19 protein-coding genes are annotated in these 20377 nt (G+C 60.1%); 9 read left to right on the top strand and 10 right to left on the bottom strand.

Annotated elements, in window-relative coordinates; genetic code table 11:
- Positions 1-118: 118 nt before the first annotated feature.
- Positions 119-1408 carry an MFS transporter gene (locus JTJ32_RS24505; protein WP_184322493.1) on the bottom strand — a complete coding sequence of 430 codons (1290 nt, stop codon included), beginning with the start codon at positions 1406-1408 and terminating at the stop codon, positions 119-121.
- Positions 1409-1835: 427 nt separating this feature from the next.
- On the opposite strand from JTJ32_RS24505, the gene JTJ32_RS24500 reads away from it, so the two are divergent.
- Positions 1836-2237, top strand: a complete 402-nt coding sequence (locus JTJ32_RS24500; protein ID WP_099231224.1) for an acyl-CoA thioesterase — start codon at positions 1836-1838, stop codon at positions 2235-2237.
- Between the two features lie 109 nt (positions 2238-2346).
- The gene (locus JTJ32_RS24495; RefSeq protein ID WP_184322492.1) at positions 2347-3258 is read left to right on the top strand and encodes a D-hexose-6-phosphate mutarotase; all 912 of its coding nucleotides are present in this window, start codon (positions 2347-2349) and stop codon (positions 3256-3258) included.
- Positions 3259-3270: 12 nt separating this feature from the next.
- Here the strand turns inward: JTJ32_RS24495 and JTJ32_RS24490 are convergent, their stop codons facing one another.
- The 4 genes from JTJ32_RS24490 to purE form a co-directional block, all read right to left on the bottom strand.
- Positions 3271-3804: a DUF3299 domain-containing protein gene (locus JTJ32_RS24490; protein WP_099231220.1), complete on the bottom strand. Its 534-nt coding sequence runs from the start codon at positions 3802-3804 to the stop codon at positions 3271-3273.
- Between the two features lie 83 nt (positions 3805-3887).
- Complete coding sequence (locus tag JTJ32_RS24485; protein WP_004881638.1) at positions 3888-4133, bottom strand: GlsB/YeaQ/YmgE family stress response membrane protein; 246 nt, start codon at positions 4131-4133, stop codon at positions 3888-3890.
- A gap of 370 nt (positions 4134-4503) precedes the next feature.
- Entirely contained in the window at positions 4504-5586 is a 1083-nt protein-coding gene (locus JTJ32_RS24480; RefSeq protein WP_069142578.1) for a 5-(carboxyamino)imidazole ribonucleotide synthase, read from the bottom strand.
- Between the two features lie 9 nt (positions 5587-5595).
- Positions 5596-6087 carry a 5-(carboxyamino)imidazole ribonucleotide mutase gene (gene purE, locus JTJ32_RS24475; protein ID WP_004881642.1) on the bottom strand — a complete coding sequence of 164 codons (492 nt, stop codon included), beginning with the start codon at positions 6085-6087 and terminating at the stop codon, positions 5596-5598.
- Between the two features lie 360 nt (positions 6088-6447).
- On the opposite strand from purE, the gene JTJ32_RS24470 reads away from it, so the two are divergent.
- Positions 6448-7101: a hypothetical protein gene (locus JTJ32_RS24470; protein WP_210043591.1), complete on the top strand. Its 654-nt coding sequence runs from the start codon at positions 6448-6450 to the stop codon at positions 7099-7101.
- Positions 7102-7143: 42 nt separating this feature from the next.
- Here JTJ32_RS24470 and JTJ32_RS24465 read toward each other — a convergent pair whose 3' ends face one another.
- Positions 7144-8055: a LysR substrate-binding domain-containing protein gene (locus JTJ32_RS24465; RefSeq protein ID WP_099231216.1), complete on the bottom strand. Its 912-nt coding sequence runs from the start codon at positions 8053-8055 to the stop codon at positions 7144-7146.
- Positions 8056-8340: 285 nt separating this feature from the next.
- Here JTJ32_RS24465 and aspA point away from each other — a divergent pair, with 285 nt between their 5' ends.
- The 3 genes from aspA to JTJ32_RS24450 all read left to right on the top strand — a co-directional run bounded on the left by aspA (position 8341) and on the right by JTJ32_RS24450 (position 12532).
- Positions 8341-9765, top strand: a complete 1425-nt coding sequence (gene aspA, locus JTJ32_RS24460) for an aspartate ammonia-lyase (RefSeq protein ID WP_004881647.1) — start codon at positions 8341-8343, stop codon at positions 9763-9765.
- 283 nt (positions 9766-10048) lie between these two features.
- Positions 10049-11500, top strand: coding sequence for an alanine/glycine:cation symporter family protein (locus tag JTJ32_RS24455; protein ID WP_099231214.1), 1452 nt, complete (start codon positions 10049-10051; stop codon positions 11498-11500).
- Between the two features lie 27 nt (positions 11501-11527).
- The gene (locus tag JTJ32_RS24450) at positions 11528-12532 is read left to right on the top strand and encodes an asparaginase (protein ID WP_210043590.1); all 1005 of its coding nucleotides are present in this window, start codon (positions 11528-11530) and stop codon (positions 12530-12532) included.
- 67 nt (positions 12533-12599) lie between these two features.
- On the opposite strand, the gene JTJ32_RS24445 is transcribed toward JTJ32_RS24450, so the two are convergent.
- The 3 genes from JTJ32_RS24445 to pdxR all read right to left on the bottom strand — a co-directional run bounded on the left by JTJ32_RS24445 (position 12600) and on the right by pdxR (position 16443).
- On the bottom strand, positions 12600-13475 hold the full coding sequence (locus JTJ32_RS24445) for a bestrophin family protein (RefSeq protein ID WP_180274450.1): 876 nt from the start codon (positions 13473-13475) through the stop codon (positions 12600-12602).
- 140 nt (positions 13476-13615) lie between these two features.
- Positions 13616-14827 carry a YeeE/YedE family protein gene (locus JTJ32_RS24440; RefSeq protein ID WP_099231206.1) on the bottom strand — a complete coding sequence of 404 codons (1212 nt, stop codon included), beginning with the start codon at positions 14825-14827 and terminating at the stop codon, positions 13616-13618.
- Positions 14828-14880: 53 nt separating this feature from the next.
- The gene (gene pdxR / locus JTJ32_RS24435) at positions 14881-16443 is read right to left on the bottom strand and encodes a MocR-like pyridoxine biosynthesis transcription factor PdxR (RefSeq protein ID WP_210043589.1); all 1563 of its coding nucleotides are present in this window, start codon (positions 16441-16443) and stop codon (positions 14881-14883) included.
- A gap of 90 nt (positions 16444-16533) precedes the next feature.
- Between pdxR and JTJ32_RS24430 the strand changes: the two genes are divergently transcribed.
- Genes JTJ32_RS24430 through JTJ32_RS24420 form a run of 3 tightly spaced genes read left to right on the top strand, consistent with a single transcriptional unit; the run spans position 16534 to position 18324 of the window.
- Positions 16534-17175, top strand: a complete 642-nt coding sequence (locus JTJ32_RS24430) for an FMN-binding negative transcriptional regulator (RefSeq protein WP_210043588.1) — start codon at positions 16534-16536, stop codon at positions 17173-17175.
- Entirely contained in the window at positions 17172-17618 is a 447-nt protein-coding gene (locus JTJ32_RS24425; RefSeq protein ID WP_184322487.1) for a GNAT family N-acetyltransferase, read from the top strand. The genes JTJ32_RS24430 and JTJ32_RS24425 overlap by 4 nt, the downstream gene beginning before the upstream one ends.
- Positions 17619-17631: 13 nt before the next feature.
- On the top strand, positions 17632-18324 hold the full coding sequence (locus tag JTJ32_RS24420; RefSeq protein ID WP_210043587.1) for a GNAT family N-acetyltransferase: 693 nt from the start codon (positions 17632-17634) through the stop codon (positions 18322-18324).
- 242 nt (positions 18325-18566) lie between these two features.
- Here the strand turns inward: JTJ32_RS24420 and oadA are convergent, their stop codons facing one another.
- Complete coding sequence (oadA, locus tag JTJ32_RS24415) at positions 18567-20375, bottom strand: sodium-extruding oxaloacetate decarboxylase subunit alpha (protein WP_099231196.1); 1809 nt, start codon at positions 20373-20375, stop codon at positions 18567-18569.
- Positions 20376-20377: the final 2 nt, after the last annotated feature.

Raw genomic sequence — 20377 nt, 5'->3', positions numbered from 1 at the left:
GACCCGCTGTGGCGGATCTTGTGACCACTCTATGAATTGATTGTGACAATAAGATGAAAAGGCCATCACCCTTGCTCAGGGGATGGCCTTTACCGGACTGCCGCGTCGAGCTGACGTATCAGCGCTTTTTCGAAATCAGGTAGACGCCGATGGCCATGCCCACGCCACACAGGATGGCCACGTACCAGGCCGGTCCCATCGGGCTGCTCTTGAGCATGAACGTCACGACCATCGGGGTGAGGCCGCCGAAAATTGCATACGCCAGGTTGTAGGAAAACGACAGACCCGAGAAGCGCACGACAGGCGGGAAGGCCTTGACCATCACATACGGCACCGCACCGATGGTACCCACGAACAGACCGGTGACCGCGTAGAGCGGAAACAGCACGCCAGGGTTGTCGGCAAGGATGTGATAGAAGGTCCAGGAACTCGCCAGCAGGCCAGCGCAGCCCAGCAGAAACACCCATCCGGCGCCGACGCGGTCAGCCAGCGCACCCGCCGCGATACAGCCAATGCTCAGGAAGACGATGGCCAGGCTGTTGGCTTTAAGCGCCGTGGCAGCCGGAAAACCGTAGATGGTCTGCAGAATGGTCGGGGTCATCAGAATCACGACGATGATGCCGGCCGACAGCAGCCAGGTCATCAGCATCGACAGGGCAACCGCACCGCGATGGTCACGCAGCACAGCCTTGAGCGGGACTTCTTCAGCCAGCGCCTTGCGCAGCTGCAGTTCGGCGAACACCGGCGTTTCGTGCAACAGACGACGCAGGTACACCGACATCAGGCCGAACACGCCGCCCAGCAGGAAAGGAATACGCCAGGCGTAGTCCGCGACCTCGACAGGGCTGTAGACCGTGTTGATCGCCGTGGCGACCAGCGAGCCCAGCAGAATGCCAGCCGTCAGGCCCGCCGTCAGGGTGCCGCAGGCATAACCGATGTAGCGGGCCGGCACGTGCTCGGACACGAACACCCAGGCGCCAGGTACCTCACCACCAATCGCCGCACCCTGAATGACGCGCATCAGCAGCAGCAGAATCGGTGCCCACATGCCGATCTGTGCGTAGGTCGGTAGCAGGCCCATGATCAGGGTCGGAACGGCCATCATGAAAATGCTCAGCGTGAACATTTTCTTGCGCCCCAGCAGGTCACCGAAGTGCGCCATGATGATGCCGCCCAGCGGGCGTGCCAGATAACCGGCAGCAAAAATGCCGAAGGTCTGCATCATGCGCAGCCAGTCAGGCATATCCACCGGGAAGAACAGTTTTCCGACCACCGCCGCGAAAAACACGAAAATGATGAAGTCGTAGAACTCCAGCGCGCCACCCAGGGCGGAAAGCGACAACGTCTTGTAATCGCTGCGGGTCAACGGTCGCGACGGCTGCGCGGTACTAGAAGAAACAGATGACATGACAAGGCTTCTCTTTACTTGTTCCGAAAGGGCATGCGACAGCGACGCTGGCTGCGGCAGGGTAGCGTGCAGAAGCGATTGTCCGGGCAACTGTGCAGATAGGCACCAAAATTGCGTGTACAGGCAGTCTTGTCACCTGTAGAGGTCCAGCAAGATAACAAATTGTCTCAAAAAATACCTGGCAAGAACGTCGCAGAGGCAAAAAGAGAACCCGACGGTCGTTCTATGACGCAACGCCCGATATACTCGCAGGCTGTCAACCGCAACGGGAATTTGTGCGAAAACGTCTGAATCAGCGGTTTTCGCAGAGTTTCCCTCAAGGGCCATCCCGGCAGCGGAACATACAATGTTCACGTGCAAGGGGTTGAATGGCGCCTGTCAACCGCGGCAAAAAATAATAGAGTCATGGGTCAGAGGCACCCTAGGCATGATCGAGCTCGAACAAGAAGATCCAACTCCGCAAGGCGACCTTGCGCTGCAAATCACGGCACTTCCCCGTGAAACCAACGGCTTCGGCGATATATTCGGCGGGTGGCTTGTGTCCCAGATGGACCTGGCAGGTACGGCCATGGCCAGCAAAGTGGCAGGCGGACGTGTCGCCACGGTGGCGATCGATCGCATGGCTTTTCTGGTACCGGTGGCCGTCGGCGAACAGCTGTCCTTCTATACGCGCACCCTCGAGGTCGGACGCACCTCGATCAAGATGATGGTCGAAGTGTGGAGCGATGACCCTGTGACCAGCGAATGGCGCAAAGTCACGGAAGCGGTGTTCGTCTTCGTGGCCATTGATGCCAGTGGCCGTACGCGTTCGGTTCCCGCGCGCCGCTGAACAGGCCCTGCCTGAGAGCTGGCGCCTGCAAGGGTTGCGGCCTCTCGGGTAAACTCATGCCGTCCATAACGGTCTGATTTCGTCACGGCCCTTGAGTGAGAGATTTCGCATGTCTACATCCCCGATTGAATCCAGCGTTGAACCCGTCCGGTACGATGAGCTGAACTGCTGGCGCATTCGTCATGGCGATGCAGAACTGGTCGTCGCTCAGCAAGGCGCGCATATCCTCAGCTACCAGCGCGACGGCCAACAGCCTCTGGTCTGGTTGAACGAAGAAGCGGTCTTCAAGCAGGGCAAACCGATTCGCGCGGGCATGCCGATCTGCTGGCCGTGGTTCGGCAATCTGGAACGCAACCCGGAAAGCGTGCAGGCGATGCGTCAAAGCGACGAGCCTGCCAAGGCTCATGGCGAAGTCCGCGCACTGGATTGGGAACTGCTGGGCGTCGGCGAAGATGGCCCCGCCTTGCTGGTGGAGTTCGTGTTGCCGCAGGCTGAAGGCAAATTGCCGGGCTGGCCGCACAACGTGGCGCTCAAGCTGAGCATTCGTCTGGACGACGCGTTGAATGTGAGTCTGGTCAGCTACAACTGTGGCACAGAACCCGTCACGATCAGTCAGGCGCTGCACACCTACTTTGCGGTCAGCGACTCACGTCAGGTCAGCGTCGAAGGGCTGGACGGTTTGCGCTACATCGAGACCCTGGAGAATTGGGAAGAACGTGAGCAGACGGGCGACCTGACGTTTACCGGCGAAACCGACCGCATCTATCTGGACACCCACGGCTTGCTCAGCATCGTCGATCCGCAATGGCAGCGCCGTATCCAGATTCACAGCACCGGTTCAAACTCGGCCATTCTGTGGAACCCTTGGGTCGACAAGACCGCTCGATTCACCGACATGGCGCCGGACGGCTGGCAACGCATGGTCTGTGTCGAAACCGCCAACGTCATGAGTGACGTGGTAACGCTGGCCCCGGATGACATGCACACTCTCGGCGTGAGCATCTGGAGCGAACCGCTCTAGACCGGCGAGGCGTCAAAGGTCCGATTCGACCACGACACGGACCTTGGCTGCATCCATCGCATAGGCCGCATCTGCCAGATCGTTACTGATCTTCTCGACCTTCAGCGTGCCTTCGACCCACAACGGCGCGTAGATATCATCCAACTTCAGCCCCTTGGGGTAGCGCACCAGCACCATCTGATTGGGTGGCGGTGGCGGAACGTGAATGCAGGCACCCGGATAAGGCACGAGAAAAAACAGCGTGCTGTGGCCTTTTGCATCGGTTTCGAGGGGCACGGGGTAACCGCCCAGACGAATGTTTTTGCCATTCATCGCGGCGACTGTCTTGGTGGAATACATGACGGCAGGCAAGCCCTTGCTCTGCTTCAATCCGCCCTTGCTGTCGAAGGTGCCCATGGCTTCGGGGGAATTGTGGTCAATCTCGGGCATTGCCTCGAGGGCCTTCTGGTCCGACTTTGGCATGAGTTCCAGCCAGTCGGTTTCCGGCATCTGGGCCTGTACGAGCCCGGATACCAACAGCAAAGTCATTAACAGAAAGCGACGCATGATAGTGCTCGGCAAGGGGAGAAAGAACTGCCGCGCATTCTAGCCCTCTGCGCAATACAAAACAGAGGGCTGACGCTGGATTATCAGCGCTTTTTGATCATGCCGTAGATGACCAGCAGGATGATTGCACCCACCAGTGCGCCCAGGAAACCTGCGCCTTCGCCCGCCTGATAGATGCCCAGAGCCTGGCCACCGTAGGTCGCAGCCAACGAACCGGCGATACCCAACAGAATGGTCATGATCCAACCCATGCTGTCATCACCCGGCTTGAGGAAACGAGCCAGCAGGCCGACGATCAAGCCAATGAAGATGGTTCCGATGATACCCATGCCATTTCCCTCTGTATGAATTGAACGTGCCATGACCCAATGCAGCCTTGGCTTACTGCTATCTGAGAACGGCGACAGGGAATGGTTCCGGGGAAATCAGGATTGGGACGCGATGAGGCAAACGATCGCGCCTCACACTCTGCGCTTGCCGTGCTGCACACGATCGCTGGATAACTGCGAACCTGTGGGAGGCGGCTTGCCGGCGATGCGTTTTTCAGCCAGCTTTCAGTCACTGGACGGACGCTATCGCCGACAAGCCGCCTCCCACGCTACCTGTATTCAGCCAGCCTGTACCGCATCAGACCCGCTTTCCATACCCTTCATGACGTGTGCGCAGAGTATTGCCACGATCAAAGAACGGAGCGCTCGCTCAGCCCTTTATCAACGCCTCGACCAACTTGACCTGACGATCCAGTGTGGCGCGGTCGTGGCTGCGGACGGTGGCGTGACCGACCTTGCGGCCTGTCTTGAACGCCTTGCCGTAGTGATGCAGGTGGCAGTCTTCAACCGCGATCACCTTGTCCACGGCCGGCACTTCACCGATGAAGTTCAGCATTGCGCTCTCGCCCACCTTGGCGGTGGAGCCCAGCGGCAGACCGGCAACGGCGCGCAGGTGGTTTTCGAACTGGCTGCACTCGGCACCTTCGGTCGTCCAATGGCCGGAGTTGTGCACGCGTGGTGCGATCTCGTTGGCTTTCAGACCGCCATCGACTTCGAAGAACTCGAATGCCAGCACGCCCACATAATCCAGCTGCTTCAGCACGCGACCCGCATAGTCTTCAGCCAACGCCTGCAGCGGGTGATCCGTGCTGGCGATGGACAGGCGCAGGATGCCGCTGTCGTGGGTATTGTGGACAAGCGGATAGAAGCGGGTTTCGCCATCGCGTGCACGCACGGCAATCAGCGACACTTCGCCGGTGAACGGCACGAAGCCTTCCAGCAGGCAGGGCACGCTGCCCAGTTCGGCGAAAGTGCCGACCACGTCGGCGGCCGAGCGCAGCACCTTCTGACCCTTGCCGTCGTAACCCAGCGTGCGGGTCTTGAGCACGGCTGGCAGACCGATGCTGGCTACTGCAGCGTCCAGGTCGGCTTGCGACTGGATGTCCGCAAAGTCAGGCGTCGGAATGCCCAGGTCCTTGAACATGCTTTTCTCGAACCAGCGGTCACGTGCAATGCGCAACGCTTCAGCGCTCGGGTAGACCGGCACGAACTGCGACAGGAACGCTACGGTCTCGGCCGGAACACTTTCGAATTCGAACGTCACCAGATCGACTTCATCGGCCAACTGGCGCAGGTGATCCAGATCACCGTAATCGGCACGCAGATGCTCGCCCAATGCCGCCGCACAAGCGTCCGGCGCGGGATCGAGGAAGGCGAAGTTCATGCCCAGCGGAGTACCCGCCAGAGCCAACATGCGGCCCAGTTGGCCGCCACCGATTACACCGATCTTCATGGAAAAACCTCAGGCGTGGCGTGGGTCTGGATTGTCCAGGACGCTGTCTGTCTGCTCGGCGCGGAATTTCTTCAGCGCAACATGGAATTGCGGGTGTTTGGCGCCCAGGATGCTCGCCGACAGCAGAGCCGCATTGATCGCGCCGGCTTTGCCGATAGCCAGCGTTGCTACAGGAATACCGGCAGGCATCTGCACGATGGACAACAGGGAATCGACACCCGACAGCATCGAAGACTGCACCGGAACCCCCAGCACAGGCAGATGGGTCTTGGCGGCGCACATGCCCGGCAAGTGAGCGGCACCGCCAGCACCGGCGATGATCACCTCGATACCACGGCCTTCCGCTTCGTCGGCGTACTGGAACAGCAAATCCGGCGTGCGGTGCGCAGACACCACTTTCACTTCGTAGGGAATGCCGAGCTTTTCCAGCATGTCGGCGGTGTGGCTAAGGGTGGACCAATCGGACTTGGAGCCCATGATCACGCCAACCAGTGCGCTCATCGTCGTGCCTCTCATCGGGCGCCCGCAGGCGCGTCTAAAAACAACAAGCCACGCAGGAGGACCGGCGTGGCTTGCTGTACGAATAATGACCGATTCAACCGGCCAAAGGCCGCGCAGTATACCTCAAAGCGACCGGATGACAGCCCCCCTGGCGACCATCCGTAAAAGGTTTTTACAAACGCCGCAGACCCACAAGCAAGAGACGCACATGAAGCGCCAAACGTCCTGCACATTCAAGTGCCCGGGGACTACTACGGGTATCGCCAATTCCGATTTACGGAACGCGGCAACTGCCATTAGCTCTTGATACCGGCCCGCATCGGGTCGCCATTCCAATGACCTACTCAAGGATGAGTAACCATGTTGATTACCCACGCAAGATACCTGCTATTAATTGCCATCTTTTCGCTCTGCCAGCCCGCGCGGGCAGACCATGGCGACCACGTCGATCACGCCACTGCCAAACGCCCGCTGTTTCTGTTCCTGCTGGTTCACGATGACGTGCAGGAGCGCAACAATGAACGATTGGCCCACGATTACTTTTCCTGGCTGGTAAAGGACCTGGAAAGCTTTACGGATCGACGCGTCGTCCTGGAGTTCGTGCGCAATGTGCCAGGGCTTACGGATTTCAGTTACAGAGGCGAGCAGCTCGATGCTATCTGGAAGCCTTGGCAGCACCACATCGATCAATACCTGGATCGCAATAACCTGCCGCGCAACGGCACCACCAAATACGTGCTGCTGACTCAGGACAGAATCAACTCGAGCACTCTGGGGTTTACGATTGCAAACGCCTACACCGGCATCGCCTCACTGGAAACATTCACGGCACCCGCGCACGAGCTGGGCCATATGTTCGGTGGCACTCATGAATCGGCAGAAGTGATCTACCGTAACGGCTGGTGGTGTGAAACCAACCTCATCGAGGCCCGTAACAGCCTGCGTGCCAATTGCTATGCCTACAGCGACGAGAACAAGGCGCGCATCACCGAGTACCTGAGCCAGTTCCCCTGAATGACACGCAAGCCGCTCATCCGCCCCCAGGGACAGCCTGTGTCATGACGACTCCGGCGCAGCCGCGCTTTCCAGCTTGCGCCATAGCAGCCGGACATTGGCCTTGCGTACCAGCGCGCAGCGATACAGGCGGATTTCCAGCGGCACATGCCATTCCGGCCCGCCACACACCACCAGCTCACCGCGGGCCAGTTCGGCACGGACGCTCAATTGCGGTACCCACGCGATGCCCAGGCCTTCCAGCGCCATGCTTTTAAGGCTGTCGGCCATGGCCGTTTCGTAAACCGTGGTGAAACGCAGGTTGCGCTGGCGCAGCAACATGTTCACCGAGCGTCCCAGAAAGGCACCGGCGCTGTACGCCAGCAGCGGCACGCTGGCCTCGCCGTCCATGTCGAACAGCGGCTGTCCCTGAGCGTCGGCGGCGCAGACCGGAAGCATCTGCGTCTGCCCAAGGTGCAGCGATGGAAAGATCTCGGCATCCATTTGCAGCGCCGCGTCGGGGTCATAGAACGCCAGCATCAGGTCGCAGCCACCTTCGCGCAAGGCATGCACAGCATCGCCGACATTGGTCGCCACCAGACGGGTGGCAATGTTCAAACCCTCGTTGCGAAGCTGGGCGATCCAGCGCGGAAAAAAGCCCAGCGCCAGAGAATGCGCGGCAGCGACCTGCATGACCTCGCCCTGCCCGCCTTCCAGATGGTGCAGGTGACGCACCACTTCGCCCAACTGCTCCACCACCGTACGAGCCGTGACGAGAAACAATTGCCCGGCAGCCGTCAGCTCGACCGGCGTGCGCGAGCGGTTGACCAGCGTGAGTCCGAGCGCGGCCTCAAGGCTGCGGATACGCCGACTGAACGCCGGTTGCGTCACGAAACGACGCTCGGCGGCCTGGGAAAAACTGCGGGTTGCAGCCAGGGCGCTGAAGTCCTCCAACCATTTGCTTTCCAGATTCATCAGGTCCTCCCGGACAACGGCTGACTGCATCAACAGGCGACTGCGGTTAGAGACGATTTCTTTTGCGATGGCGCTACAAAAACCTTTTACGTCCCGTCCACGACAAGAACATGTGAAGGTGCGACATTTTGTCCCCTTTACGCACGACACAAAAGCCGAGTCACACGCCTGTTATGCCGTTTGTGCATAGCCCAGCGTTTAACAGCATTGGTCAATTTTAAACGCAAAGCCCACCATCCGCTGCGTTCCGGCATCGTCCGTACCTTATTTGAGACTTTTTTTATCATGTCCTCGCCTGCATCATCGCGCATCGAAAAAGACCTGTTGGGTGTTCTCGAAGTACCAGCAAACGCCTACTACGGCATTCAGACTCTGCGAGCGGTCAACAATTTCCACCTGTCCGGCGTGCCACTTTCGCACTACCCGAAACTGGTCGTGGCGCTGGCCATGGTCAAGCAGGCTGCAGCCGACGCAAACCACCAGCTCGGACACCTCAACGATGCCAAGCACGCCGCCATCAGCGAGGCCTGTGCCCGTCTGATCCGCGGTGATTTCCACGATCAGTTCGTGGTCGACATGATTCAGGGCGGCGCTGGCACGTCCACCAACATGAACGCCAACGAAGTCATCGCCAACATCGCGCTCGAAACCATGGGCTTCGAGAAGGGCGAATACAAGCATCTGCACCCGAACAACGACGTGAACATGGCTCAGTCGACCAACGACGCCTACCCGACGGCCATCCGCCTGGGTCTGCTGCTGGGTCACGACGCCCTGCTTGCCAGCCTCGACAGCCTGATTCAGGCGTTCGCGGCCAAGGGCCAGGAATTCAATCACGTTCTGAAAATGGGCCGCACCCAGTTGCAGGACGCCGTTCCGATGACCCTGGGTCAGGAATTCCGCGCCTTCGCCACCACCTTGACCGAAGACCTGAACCGCCTGCGCAGCCTGGCGCCTGAGCTGCTGACCGAGGTCAACCTGGGCGGCACGGCCATCGGTACCGGCATCAACGCCGACCCCGGTTATCAGCACCTTGCGGTTGAACGTCTGGCAACCATCAGCGGCCAGCCGCTGGTACCGGCTGCCGACCTGATCGAAGCCACCTCCGACATGGGCGCCTTCGTATTGTTCTCGGGCATGCTCAAGCGCACCGCGGTCAAACTGTCGAAGATCTGCAACGACCTGCGCCTGCTGTCCAGCGGCCCACGCACCGGCATCAACGAAATCAACCTGCCCGCGCGTCAGCCAGGCAGCTCGATCATGCCTGGCAAGGTCAACCCGGTGATTCCGGAAGCAGTCAACCAGGTGGCGTTCGAAATCATCGGCAACGACCTGGCGCTGACCATGGCGGCCGAGGGCGGTCAGTTGCAGCTCAACGTGATGGAGCCGCTGATCGCCTACAAGATTTTCGACTCGATCCGCCTGCTGCAACGCGCCATGGACATGCTGCGCGAACACTGCATCGTCGGCATCACCGCCAACGAACAGCGCTGCCGCGAACTGGTCGAGCACTCGATCGGCCTGGTCACTGCCCTGAACCCTTATATCGGTTACGAGAACTCGACCCGTATCGCCCGCATCGCGCTGGAAACCGGCCGCGGCGTGCTGGAACTGGTTCGCGAGGAAGGCCTGCTGGACGACGCCATGCTCGACGACATCCTGCGTCCGGAAAACATGATCGCCCCCCGTCTGGCGCCATTGAAGGCCTGACAGGGAATGACCTGCGCAACAAGCTCACCAGATTGAGGGCCTAGACACCCCTCAATTTTTTGAGGGTCTGGGAGTGATTCTCCAGACCCTTTTTTTTGCCTGCTGGCAAAAAGTGGATCCGATAGCGATTCACCGCCTCTGGCACAACGCTTTGCGGAGTTATCCACAGAGCAATCATTTAGCGCCGTAAATGAAGAATCAGTCCCACAAGAAAGCGGCTACAGACGTAAAAACTTTGCACCGGTATAGTGCGCCCCCTCAAAAGTAGCGAGGAATAACAAAAATGCTGGAAATGATTAACGACTTTCTCTCCGGTAAAGTACTGATCGTACTTATCGTAGGCCTGGGTAGTTACTTCACGATCCGCTCACGTTTCGTTCAGTTTCGACACTTTTTCCACATGTTCTCGGTATTCCGCGACAGCTTGAAGAGCAGCGCAGGTCAGCTGAGTTCGTTTCAGGCCCTGATGCTCAGCCTCGCCGGTCGGGTGGGTGCGGGTAACATCGCAGGCGTCGGTATTGCAGTAACACTTGGCGGCCCGGGTGCCGTGTTCTGGATGTGGGTGACCGCACTGGTCGGCATGTCCAGCAGCTTCATCGAGTGTTCCCTCGCACAGCTCTACAAACGCAAGGACTCCGAAGGCCAGTTCCGCGGCGGTCCGGCGTTCTACATCCAGTACGGCCTGGGTAAACGCTGGCTGGGTATGGTCATGGCGGTATTGCTGCTCGTGACCTTCGGCTTCGCGTTCAACGGCCTGCAATCGCACGCCGTGACCGACTCGCTGAACAGCGCATTCGGCGTCGACACCAAGACCACCGGCATCTGCCTTGTCGTGCTGCTGGGCCTGGCCTTCATCGGCGGTATCAAGCGCATCGCTGCCATCTCCGACCTGCTCGTTCCGGTCAAGACCCTGATCTACATCGCGGTCACCGTCTACGTCATCGTTCTGCAGATCGACCACGTCCCAGGCATGCTGCTGACCATCGTCAAGAGTGCGTTCGGTCTCGATCCCGTGTTCGGCGGCCTGATCGGCAGCGCGATCGTGATGGGCGTGAAACGTGGCGTGTTCGCCAACGAAGCCGGTCTGGGCAGCGCCCCTAACGTGGCAGCGGTCGCTCAGGTTGAACACCCCGTTGCTCAGGGCGTGGTTCAGGCGTTCAGCGTATTCCTCGATACGTTCGTCATCTGCACCTGCACCGCCTTGCTGATTCTGCTTTCCGGTATCTACAACGTCGGCTACGACGGCAACGGCATCGTTCTGGCACAGAACTCGCTGGCAGCCGTAGTGGGTGACTGGGGCCGGGTATTCATCAGCGTGGCACTGGCCCTGTTCGTGTTCACCTCGATCCTCTACAACTACTATCTGGGTGAAAACAGCCTGCGCTTCCTGTTCGGTGAGAAGAAGAACGCGATCATCGCCTACCGCGTTGCGGTACTGGTGCTGATCCTCTGGGGCGCGGTGGTCGACCTGAAAGATGTGCTGGCCTTCGCCGACATCACCATGACCATGCTGGCTTTCGTCAACCTGATTGCCCTGGCGATGCTGTTCAAGGTCGTGAAACGTATTCTGGGAGACTACGATGCCCAGCGTCGTGCAGGCATCAAGACGCCGGTGTTCGATTCCAGCAAGTTCCCTGATCTGGATCTGGACCGCACCGCATGGCCAGCCAACCCGGCGCAAAAGCCGGTTCATGATGCTGAAGTGGCAGGCAAGCCTGCTCCAGAAGCACGATAAGCACACAACGCCATAAGGAGAAGAATCATGACTCATGAAGCACATCAACCCGCTCAACGAGTGATGGTTCTTTACACCGGCGGCACCATCGGCATGCAGGCCAGCGCCAACGGCCTGGCCCCGGCATCGGGCTTCGAAGCCCGAATGGCCGGGCAACTGGCCGAACGCCCCGAACAGGCCGTACCGCAGTGGCGCTTTCGCGAGATGTCGCCACTGATCGACAGCGCCAATATGACGCCAGCCTACTGGTTGCGTCTGCGTGAGGCGGTGATCGAAGCGGTCGACGTGGAGGGCTGTGATGCCGTGCTGGTGCTGCATGGCACCGACACACTTGCGTACAGCGCGGCGGCGCTGGGCTTCCTGTTGCTGGGGCTCGACGCACCTGTCGTGTTTACCGGCTCCATGCTGCCTGCCGGTGTGCCGGACAGCGATGCCTGGGAAAACGTCAACGGTGCCCTGCTCGCACTCGGTAACGGACTCGCGTCGGGGGTTCACCTGTATTTCCATGGTGAACTGATGGACCCGACCCGTTGCGCCAAGATCCGTAGCTTCGGGCGTAACCCGTTCGCGCCGCTGCAACGCTCGCGTGGCGGTCATGCTGCCGTTTCCCTCCCTGACGCGCTTGACTACCGCCAGGCCAGGACAATGGCCAGCGTGGCGGTATTGCCACTGTTCCCCGGTATCGGCGCAGCTCAACTGAATGGCCTGATCGACAGCGGCATTCAGGGTCTGGTGCTGGAATGCTTCGGCAACGGTACCGGCCCGAGTGACGATCCTCAGTTCATCGCCAGCCTGGAAAACGCCCGCGCCCGAGGTGTGTGCGTGATTGCCATCACACAGTGCCATGAAGGCGGCGTGGAGCTGGATGTCTACGAAGCGGGAAGCCGCCTGCGTGGTGCCGGTGTGCTATCCGGTGGCGGCATGACGCGTGAAGCAGCACTGGGCAAACTGCATGCCCTGCTCGGCGCAGGCCTGACGACTGAAGAAGTCAGACGGCTGGTCGAGCTGGATCTGTGTGGCGAGCTGCGCTGAGCCATTGAAAGGTTTCGGTGACTCAGGATTGGCCTGAGTCAACCGGGATATCGCAATACCCCTCCCTTCAGGAAACCTTGCTTTCCTCCTGTGCCCCGCGAAGCATCGAGTCGAGATTTCGCTCGATATTTGCGCACAGCGCTGTCATCTGGATTTCGTGCTCGCTGGCCTTGAACGGGCTCTGCAGGTCGGTGCCGATTTTCTCGATTGCCAGCAACATGAAGCCCACCACCGTCGACGCCAGCGGCGTGAACCAGCCGAGAGTTTCGACCAGGCCAATCGGTACGATCAGGCAGAACAGGGTGATGAACAGCCTTGGAAACGCGACGTACGGATAGGGCAGCGGCGTATTGGCGATGCGCTCCATGCCACCCTGGCAATTGGAAATGTCCACCATCGTCGACTCGAGACGGGCCAGGCGGATGCTGTCCAGACGACCGGACTGGTATTCCTTGGCCAACAGTGCGGCCGAGGTATTGAGCAGATCGTTGGGGAAGTTGTTGGTGTCGAACCGACGCTCGAACTCCTCACGCGGGATCAAGGCCTGAACTTCATCGCCACAGTGCCCGCCCTTCAGGTGCGCGGACAGGCATTTGACGTAGGCAACATGACGGCGTAACAGCGTGGCTTTCACGGGATTGATGCCACCCTCGTCATCTTCGACCAGCGTCAGGACCTGACGGGCGAAGCTGCGCGAGCTGTTGACCAGCGCGCCCCACAGGGTACGGGCTTCCCACCAGCGGTTGTAGGCGCTGGAATTGCGGAAGCTGGTCAGCACCACCAGCGCCGAGCCCAACAGGGTCAGCGGCATGGACGGCAAGGTGATCTTGCGTTCCAGGTACAGCATGAAATCGACCGTGACAATCACGTCCCAAATCAGCAGCCAGAAAAGCGACCAGCCCACATAACCGATTGTCTTGCCGAGAAATCGGATTTTTCCCATGATCGTCTGCTGCAAAGGCCTACCCCATCGATAAATAAGCGAGACCGCATTCGGACATCCTCGCTACTGCATGGCCTTTGAATGCCATTCCTGAGGATGGTTCGCAAACGGCCCGCTTTATCTCAGGGGTTCACTCTTTTTCAGCAGCCGCTCAACGCCACCTGCTGACGCTCACCGGCGAAGAAGATCGGGCGCAATCGGACACCGACAACGTTACCGGCGTAAGCCGCAACCAGCCACAGCCAGCCGTGCAGGCTACCGGATGCGATGCCGCTGAAATAGGCGCCAATGTTGCAGCCGTAGGCCAGACGCGAGCCGTAGCCGAGCAGCAGACCACCGATCACCGCCGCCACGATGGAACGGGTCGGAATATCGAGGTTCGGCGCGAAACGTCCTGCCAGGCCTGCGGCGAGCAACGCACCCAGCATGATGCCGATGTCCATTACGCTGGTGACGTCTTCCCAGACCGGTGCCGCCAGCGCCTTGGCATTCGCCGCGCTTTGCCAGAACACCCAACTGCCGACATCCACACCCAGACCGCTCGCCACCTTCGCGCCCCACAGCGCGAACGCGGAGGTGATGCCCCACGGCCGGCCAGCCAGCGCCAGTGTGGCGTAATTGAGGACGGCCAGCGCCACGGCGCCCCAGACCAACGCCCACGGGCCGCGCAGCAGGCGACGAAAGCCTGTGTGCTCGCTGGCGACAGGCGCTTCGAGCGCTCCATGACGTCGTTTTTCAAGGCGCACGGTGACAAAGGCAATCAGGGCGAACAGTGCCAGATTGCCGATCAGCGCCGGGATCACGCCAAAGCGCTTGACCACAGACGTGGCCGGAAACGATGGCAAGGCAAACCACCAGTCGACGTGATGAGTAGCGATCAGCGAACCGAGGATGAAGAACAGCAGGGTCACCAGCATTCGCGCATTACCGCCGCCCGCTGTGAACAGGGTCCCGGACGCACAGCCGCCGCCCAGTTGCATGCCGATGCCGAAAATGAACGCACCGACCACAACCGATACACCCACCGGCGCGACCAGTCCCGTGACCGGCTGTCCGAACAGCGTGCCAGCGCCGAGCGCGGGGAAAAACAACACCACAGCAACCGCCAGCATCACCATTTGCGCACGCAGGCCGGCACCGCGTCGTTCACGAATGAACACCCGCCAGGCCGACGTGAAGCCAAAGGCGGCGTGATACAGGGTAATGCCCAGCGCTGCACCGACGATCCACAGCAGGACCTGATGAGCGCCGACGCTGAGCAGCAGAAACTGCGCGCCCATCAATAACAGAAACAACGCCGCCAGCGGCGCGCCGTACGCACGGCCGGGTGTTGCGGAAAGGGAAGTATTCATAGGTCTCTCGACGACAAGTAGCAGAAAGAAACGATTATACGTGGGCCGCAGGCTTACTCGGACCAGGCCATGCGCAGCCTGTTCAGCGCATCACTGATCTGCGCCTCCGGCACAGCGGCAAAACCCAGCACCAGCCCGGCCCGCTCGTCCATGGGCTCGGTCGAATCCGGCAACCAGTAGCCGCTCAAGGCGTTAACCTCCACGCCAACGCTTAAGGCCTTTTCGACCAGCTCCTGCTCGCGCTCGAGGCTGTCGACCTTGACCATCACGTGTAGCCCCGCCGCCACGCTGGGCATTGGCGCACATCCCGCAATCTCGGTGGGCCACTCGGCAAGCAAGGCATTCCGCCGACTCAGCGCGGCACGGCGCATGCGGCGGATGTGCCGCTGAAAGTGCCCTCGGGCGATGAACTGCGCCATGACGGCTTGGGTGCTGACTTCGGTGTGGCGCATGTCCACAGCCTTGCGCTGGCTGAACGGTCGAACGAGTTCCTGTGGCAGTACCAGATAACCCAGGCGCAGGGCCGGGAAGGCAATTTTGCCAAAGGTGCCGATGTACAGCACTCGTCCGCTGCGATCCAGCGCAGCGAGGGGTGCCAATGGCGCGCCGCTGTAGCGGTACTCGCCATCGTAATCATCCTCGACAATCCAGCTCTGGTTCTTCTCGGCCCAGGCCAGCATTTCAAGACGTCTGGCCAGGCTCATGACCACACCGGTCGGGTACTGGTGAGAGGGGGTGACGTAGGCCAGCTTGCAGCCGGCCTGTTCAAGATCGGCGCAGCGCAGCCCTTCCTCATCGACTGCCACACCTTTCAGCCGGGCACCGGCCACGGCGAACGCATGACCCGCCGCGCGATAGCCCGGATTTTCGATCGCAACGCTTTCACCCGGCTCCACCAGCAGCTGTGCACAAAGGCTGATGGCGTGCTGGGCGCCACTGGTGATCACAATTTGCTCAGCGGTGCAGTGCAGCCCGCGCGATGAACGCAGATACGCCGCGATCAGCTCGCGTAACCTCGGCTCTCCGGCGGCAGCGCCGTAACCCAGCAAGGCAGGGTCCGGACGGCGCCAGAAAGCCCCATAAAGCTTGCCCCACAAGGCAAAAGGAAACAGATCAAAGGCCGGTACGCCCACACGAAAAGCCTTGGGCGCCTGCTCCGAAGGGGCCGGAAGTTGATGGATATTGATCAGATCAAGCGCAGATCTGTGGATAACTTCGTCGTCGATCTCTTTCGAACTTTGCTGTAAATCTGTGGATAAACCTGTGGACAAAGGTGTAGACAAACCTGTGGACAAGTCGGTGGATAGTTTTCTTTTCCCTGCCTGATCGAGCGCCCCGGCACGGCCTGGCAAGTCCGTGACATAGGTTCCGTCCCCGACGCGGGTTTCCGTGAAACCTTCGGCATACAACTGGTCGTAGGCGCGCATCACGCTGTTGCGGGAAATGGCCAACAGGTCGGCCAGTTCGCGACTGGCAGGCAGGCGCATTCCGCTGGTCAATCGGGCGTCCAGTATCTGCTGACGCAACGCGCGATACAGCTGCTTGCTCAGGCCCTGACGCCTGTCCAGCCTGATGCCGGTCAACGTGGAGGGAAATGCGGGAGCATCGGACGTCATCGAATTGGCCCTATGAAATCTACGAAAAATGGATCTTACAACAGACCAATGTCTTGCCTACGCTCTGTTCATCGGCCGAGGAGTACCGCCATGTACACACCAGCAGCATTCAGAGACCACGAAACGTCCAGACTCCATGAACAGATGAATCAGACTCGTCTGGCGATTCTGGTTACCTGGAACGAAGACGGCCTGCAGGCTTCGCACCTGCCCCTGTTGCTGCGCGAAGATCAGGGTCCCAATGGGACGCTTTACGGCCATCTGGCCAGAGCGAACCCGCAGTGGCGGCAGTTGGAGACTTGCGCCGAGGCACTGGTGATTTTCCCCGGCGAGGACGCGTACGTCAGTCCTTCTTATTACCCGAGCAAAGCCGAGCATGGTCAGGTCGTGCCCACCTGGAACTACCTTGCGGTGCACGCCTACGGCAAGGCCGAAACCTTTACCGACCCGTCACGACTGCGCCAGCTTCTGGATGAGCTGACGGCAAGGCACGAGCCTGGTCGCGCACAACCCTGGTCCATCGACGACGCACCCGCCGAGTACATCGCCAAGATGCTCGGAGCCATCGTCGGCTTCGCCCTGCCCGTCCAGCGTCTGGAAGGCAAACGCAAACTCAGCCAGAACCGCAGTGCCACAGACATGGCCGGAGTCCGTGACGGCCTCGCCGCGAGCCCGAATATCAACGAACAACACATCGCTCGCCTTATGAGTTCCCTGGAGATTGTTTCATGAGTGACGTCCAGATACGCGCCGTCAGTGTTGACGACCACCATGCATGGCTGCCGCTCTGGCAGGCCTATCTGCGCTTCTACAAGACCGAACTGGCCGAAGGCGTCAGCGACGTGACCTGGCAACGCCTGCTCGATCCAAACGAGCCGACACACTCCGCCCTGGCATGGCTGGACGGCAAAGCGGTGGGCATGGTGAATTTTATCTACCATCGCTCCAACTGGAGCATCAGGAATGCCTGTTATTTGCAGGATCTGATCGTTGCGCCGGAACAGCGCGGCACCGGGATCGGCAGGCAATTGATCGAGCATGTCTACATGACCGCCAAGGCCGACGACTGTGACAAGGTGCATTGGCTGACTCACGAAACCAACGCCACGGCCATTCAGTTGTATGAACGCATCGCTGATCGCGGCGGCTACATTCAATTTCGCAAGGCTCTCTGAAGGGAAATGATTGATGTCTGAGATTCCACTGGATTGGCAACCCGCGACATTGCCTGGCCCGCAGCCCCTGAGCGGACGCTTCGTCCGCCTGGAAAAACTGGAGACGGCCCGGCACGCCGATGACCTGTGGTCAGTACTTCAAGGACCGGATGCCGACCCGAAGCTGTGGGACTATCTACCCTATGGGCCGTTCAACGAGCGCAGTGCGTTCGATGCCTGGCTGGCCGGACATCAGGTGGCGACAGATCCGTGGTTTTACACCGTGATCAATCAGCAAACCGGCAAGGCCGAGGGCGTAATCAGTTTTCTATCGATCTTTGCGGCACACGGGCGGATCGAGATTGGCCACGTGACGTTCAGCGCTGCCATGCAACGCACACCCAAAGGCACCGAAGCGATCTACTTGCTGGCCAGGGAAGCCTTTCGACTGGGCAACCGCCGCCTGGAATGGAAATGCAACGCCAACAATGCCCGCTCCAAACGCGCCGCTGACCGATTCGGGTTCAGTTATGAGGGTACTTTCCGCCAACACATGGTGGTCAAGGGCGCGAGCCGTGACACTGCGTGGTATTCGATCCTCGACAGTGAGTGGCCCAAGCTGCAGTCTGCATTCGAAGGCTGGCTGGCTGTGGATAACTTCAAGGACGGACAGCAGATCAGAGGGCTGGAGGCGTTTCGGCAGCAGGCTCAGCGTGTGGGTCGGTGAACTGTGGTACAGGGCTTGCCCGCGATGAACGATGACGCGACTTTCCTGACACACCACTTTGACTTCATCGCCGGCAAGCCGCCTGCCACAGTCCAGTGACCTGCAGTTTTGATCGTTCCCACGCCCTGTGTGGGAACGCCGCCCGGACGCTCCGCGCCTCATTCCGGGCGGTATAAATAAAAAAAAGGGAGCCATGAAGGCTCCCCCAGAGGTAAACGGTTCAGCTTCGGCTCTGCGCCCGATCAGCCTTCTATCTCGATCAGGACTTCGCCCGGATTCACGCGGTCGCCCTTGGCGACATGGATGGCCACGACCTTGCCGGCAATGGAGGCCTGAACTTCGGTTTCCATCTTCATCGCTTCGGTAATCAGTACGGCCTGGCCGACCTTGACGATGTCGCCCTCCTTGACCAGCACATCGACGATGTTGCCCGGCATGGTGGTGCTGACATCGCCCGGCGCATGCGCCTGTTTGCGCTTGCTGGCGCCACCGCTGACAAACTCGTTGAGCGGTTCGAACACCACCTCTTCCGGCATGCCGTCAATCGACAGATAGAAATGGCGCTTGCCCTCGGCCTTGACGCCCACGCCAGTGATGTCCACGCGATAAGTCTCGCCATGCACATCGATCACGAACTCCGTCGGAACGCCCTCGCCGCCTGCACGGGCAACGCTGCCCGCTTCGGGGATCGGCAGCAACACCTCAGGCGTCAGCGTTCCGGCAGCGCGCTCTTCCAGGAACTTGCGACCGATGTCCGGGAACATGGCGAAGGTCAGCACGTCTTCCTCGGACTTGGCCAGCGCCCCGATTTCGGCCCGCAGCTTGGTCATTTCCGGCTTGAGCAGGTCGGCCGGACGCACATCGATCAACTCTTCGTTACCGATAGCCTGACGACGCAGCTTCTCGTCCACCTGACCCGGTGCCTTGCCGTAGCCACCCTGCAGGTAAAGCTTCACTTCATTGGTGATGGTCTTGTAGCGCTCGCCAGCGAGCACGTTGAAAAACGCCTGGGTGCCAACGATCTGCGAGGTCGGCGTGACCAGCGGCGGATAGCCCAGGTCCTTGCGCACCCGCGGGATCTCGGCCAGCACTTCGTTCATGCGGTTGAGCGCGCCCTGCTCCTTGAGCTGGTTGGCCAGGTTGGAAATCATTCCGCCCGGTACCTGGTTGACCTGCACGCGGGTGTCGACGGCGGTGAACTCGCTTTCGAACTGGTGGTACTTCTTGCGCACGGCGTAGAAGTACAGACCGATGTCCTGCAAGAGCTCCAGATCCAGCCCGGTGTCGAACTCGCTGCCCTTGAGCGCGGCGACCATGGATTCAGTGCCCGGATGACTGGTGCCCCACGCGAAGCTGGAGATGGCGGTGTCGATGTGATCAGCGCCGCTTTCGACCGCCTTGAGCTGACACATGGCGGCCAAACCGGCCGTGTCGTGAGAGTGGATGAACACCGGCAGCGACTGCTCGGCCTTCAATGCACGAACCAATTCGCCTGTGGCGAAAGGCGTCAGCAAGCCAGCCATGTCCTTGATCGCGACCGAATCGCAGCCCATGGCTTCCATTTGCCGGGCCTGTGCCACAAACGCATCAATGGTGTGAACCGGACTGGTCGTGTAAGCGATGGTGCCTTGCGCATGCTTGCCCGCCGCCTTCACCGCCTCGATCGCCACGCGCAGATTACGCACGTCGTTCATGGCATCGAAGATACGGAACACGTCGATGCCATTGACGGCCGCCTTGGCGACGAACGCCCTGACCACATCATCGCTGTAATGGCGATAGCCCAGCAGGTTCTGACCGCGCAGCAACATTTGCAGGCGGGTGTTGGGAAGTGCCGCGCGCAACTGACGCAGGCGTTCCCACGGGTCTTCCTTCAGAAAGCGCACGCAGGCATCGAAGGTCGCGCCGCCCCAGACTTCAAGGGACCAGTAGCCGACCTTGTCGAGCTTTTCGCAGATCGGCAGCATGTCTTCGGTGCGCATGCGCGTGGCCAGCAACGATTGGTGAGCATCACGCAGGATGGTGTCGGTAACGAAGATCTTCTTGGACATTT

The organism is Pseudomonas alliivorans (assembly GCF_017826695.1).
Lineage (GTDB): Bacteria > Pseudomonadota > Gammaproteobacteria > Pseudomonadales > Pseudomonadaceae > Aquipseudomonas > Aquipseudomonas alliivorans.
The sequence above is the reverse complement of the archived record's forward strand: the minus strand, read 5'-3'. Positions and strand labels throughout refer to the sequence as shown.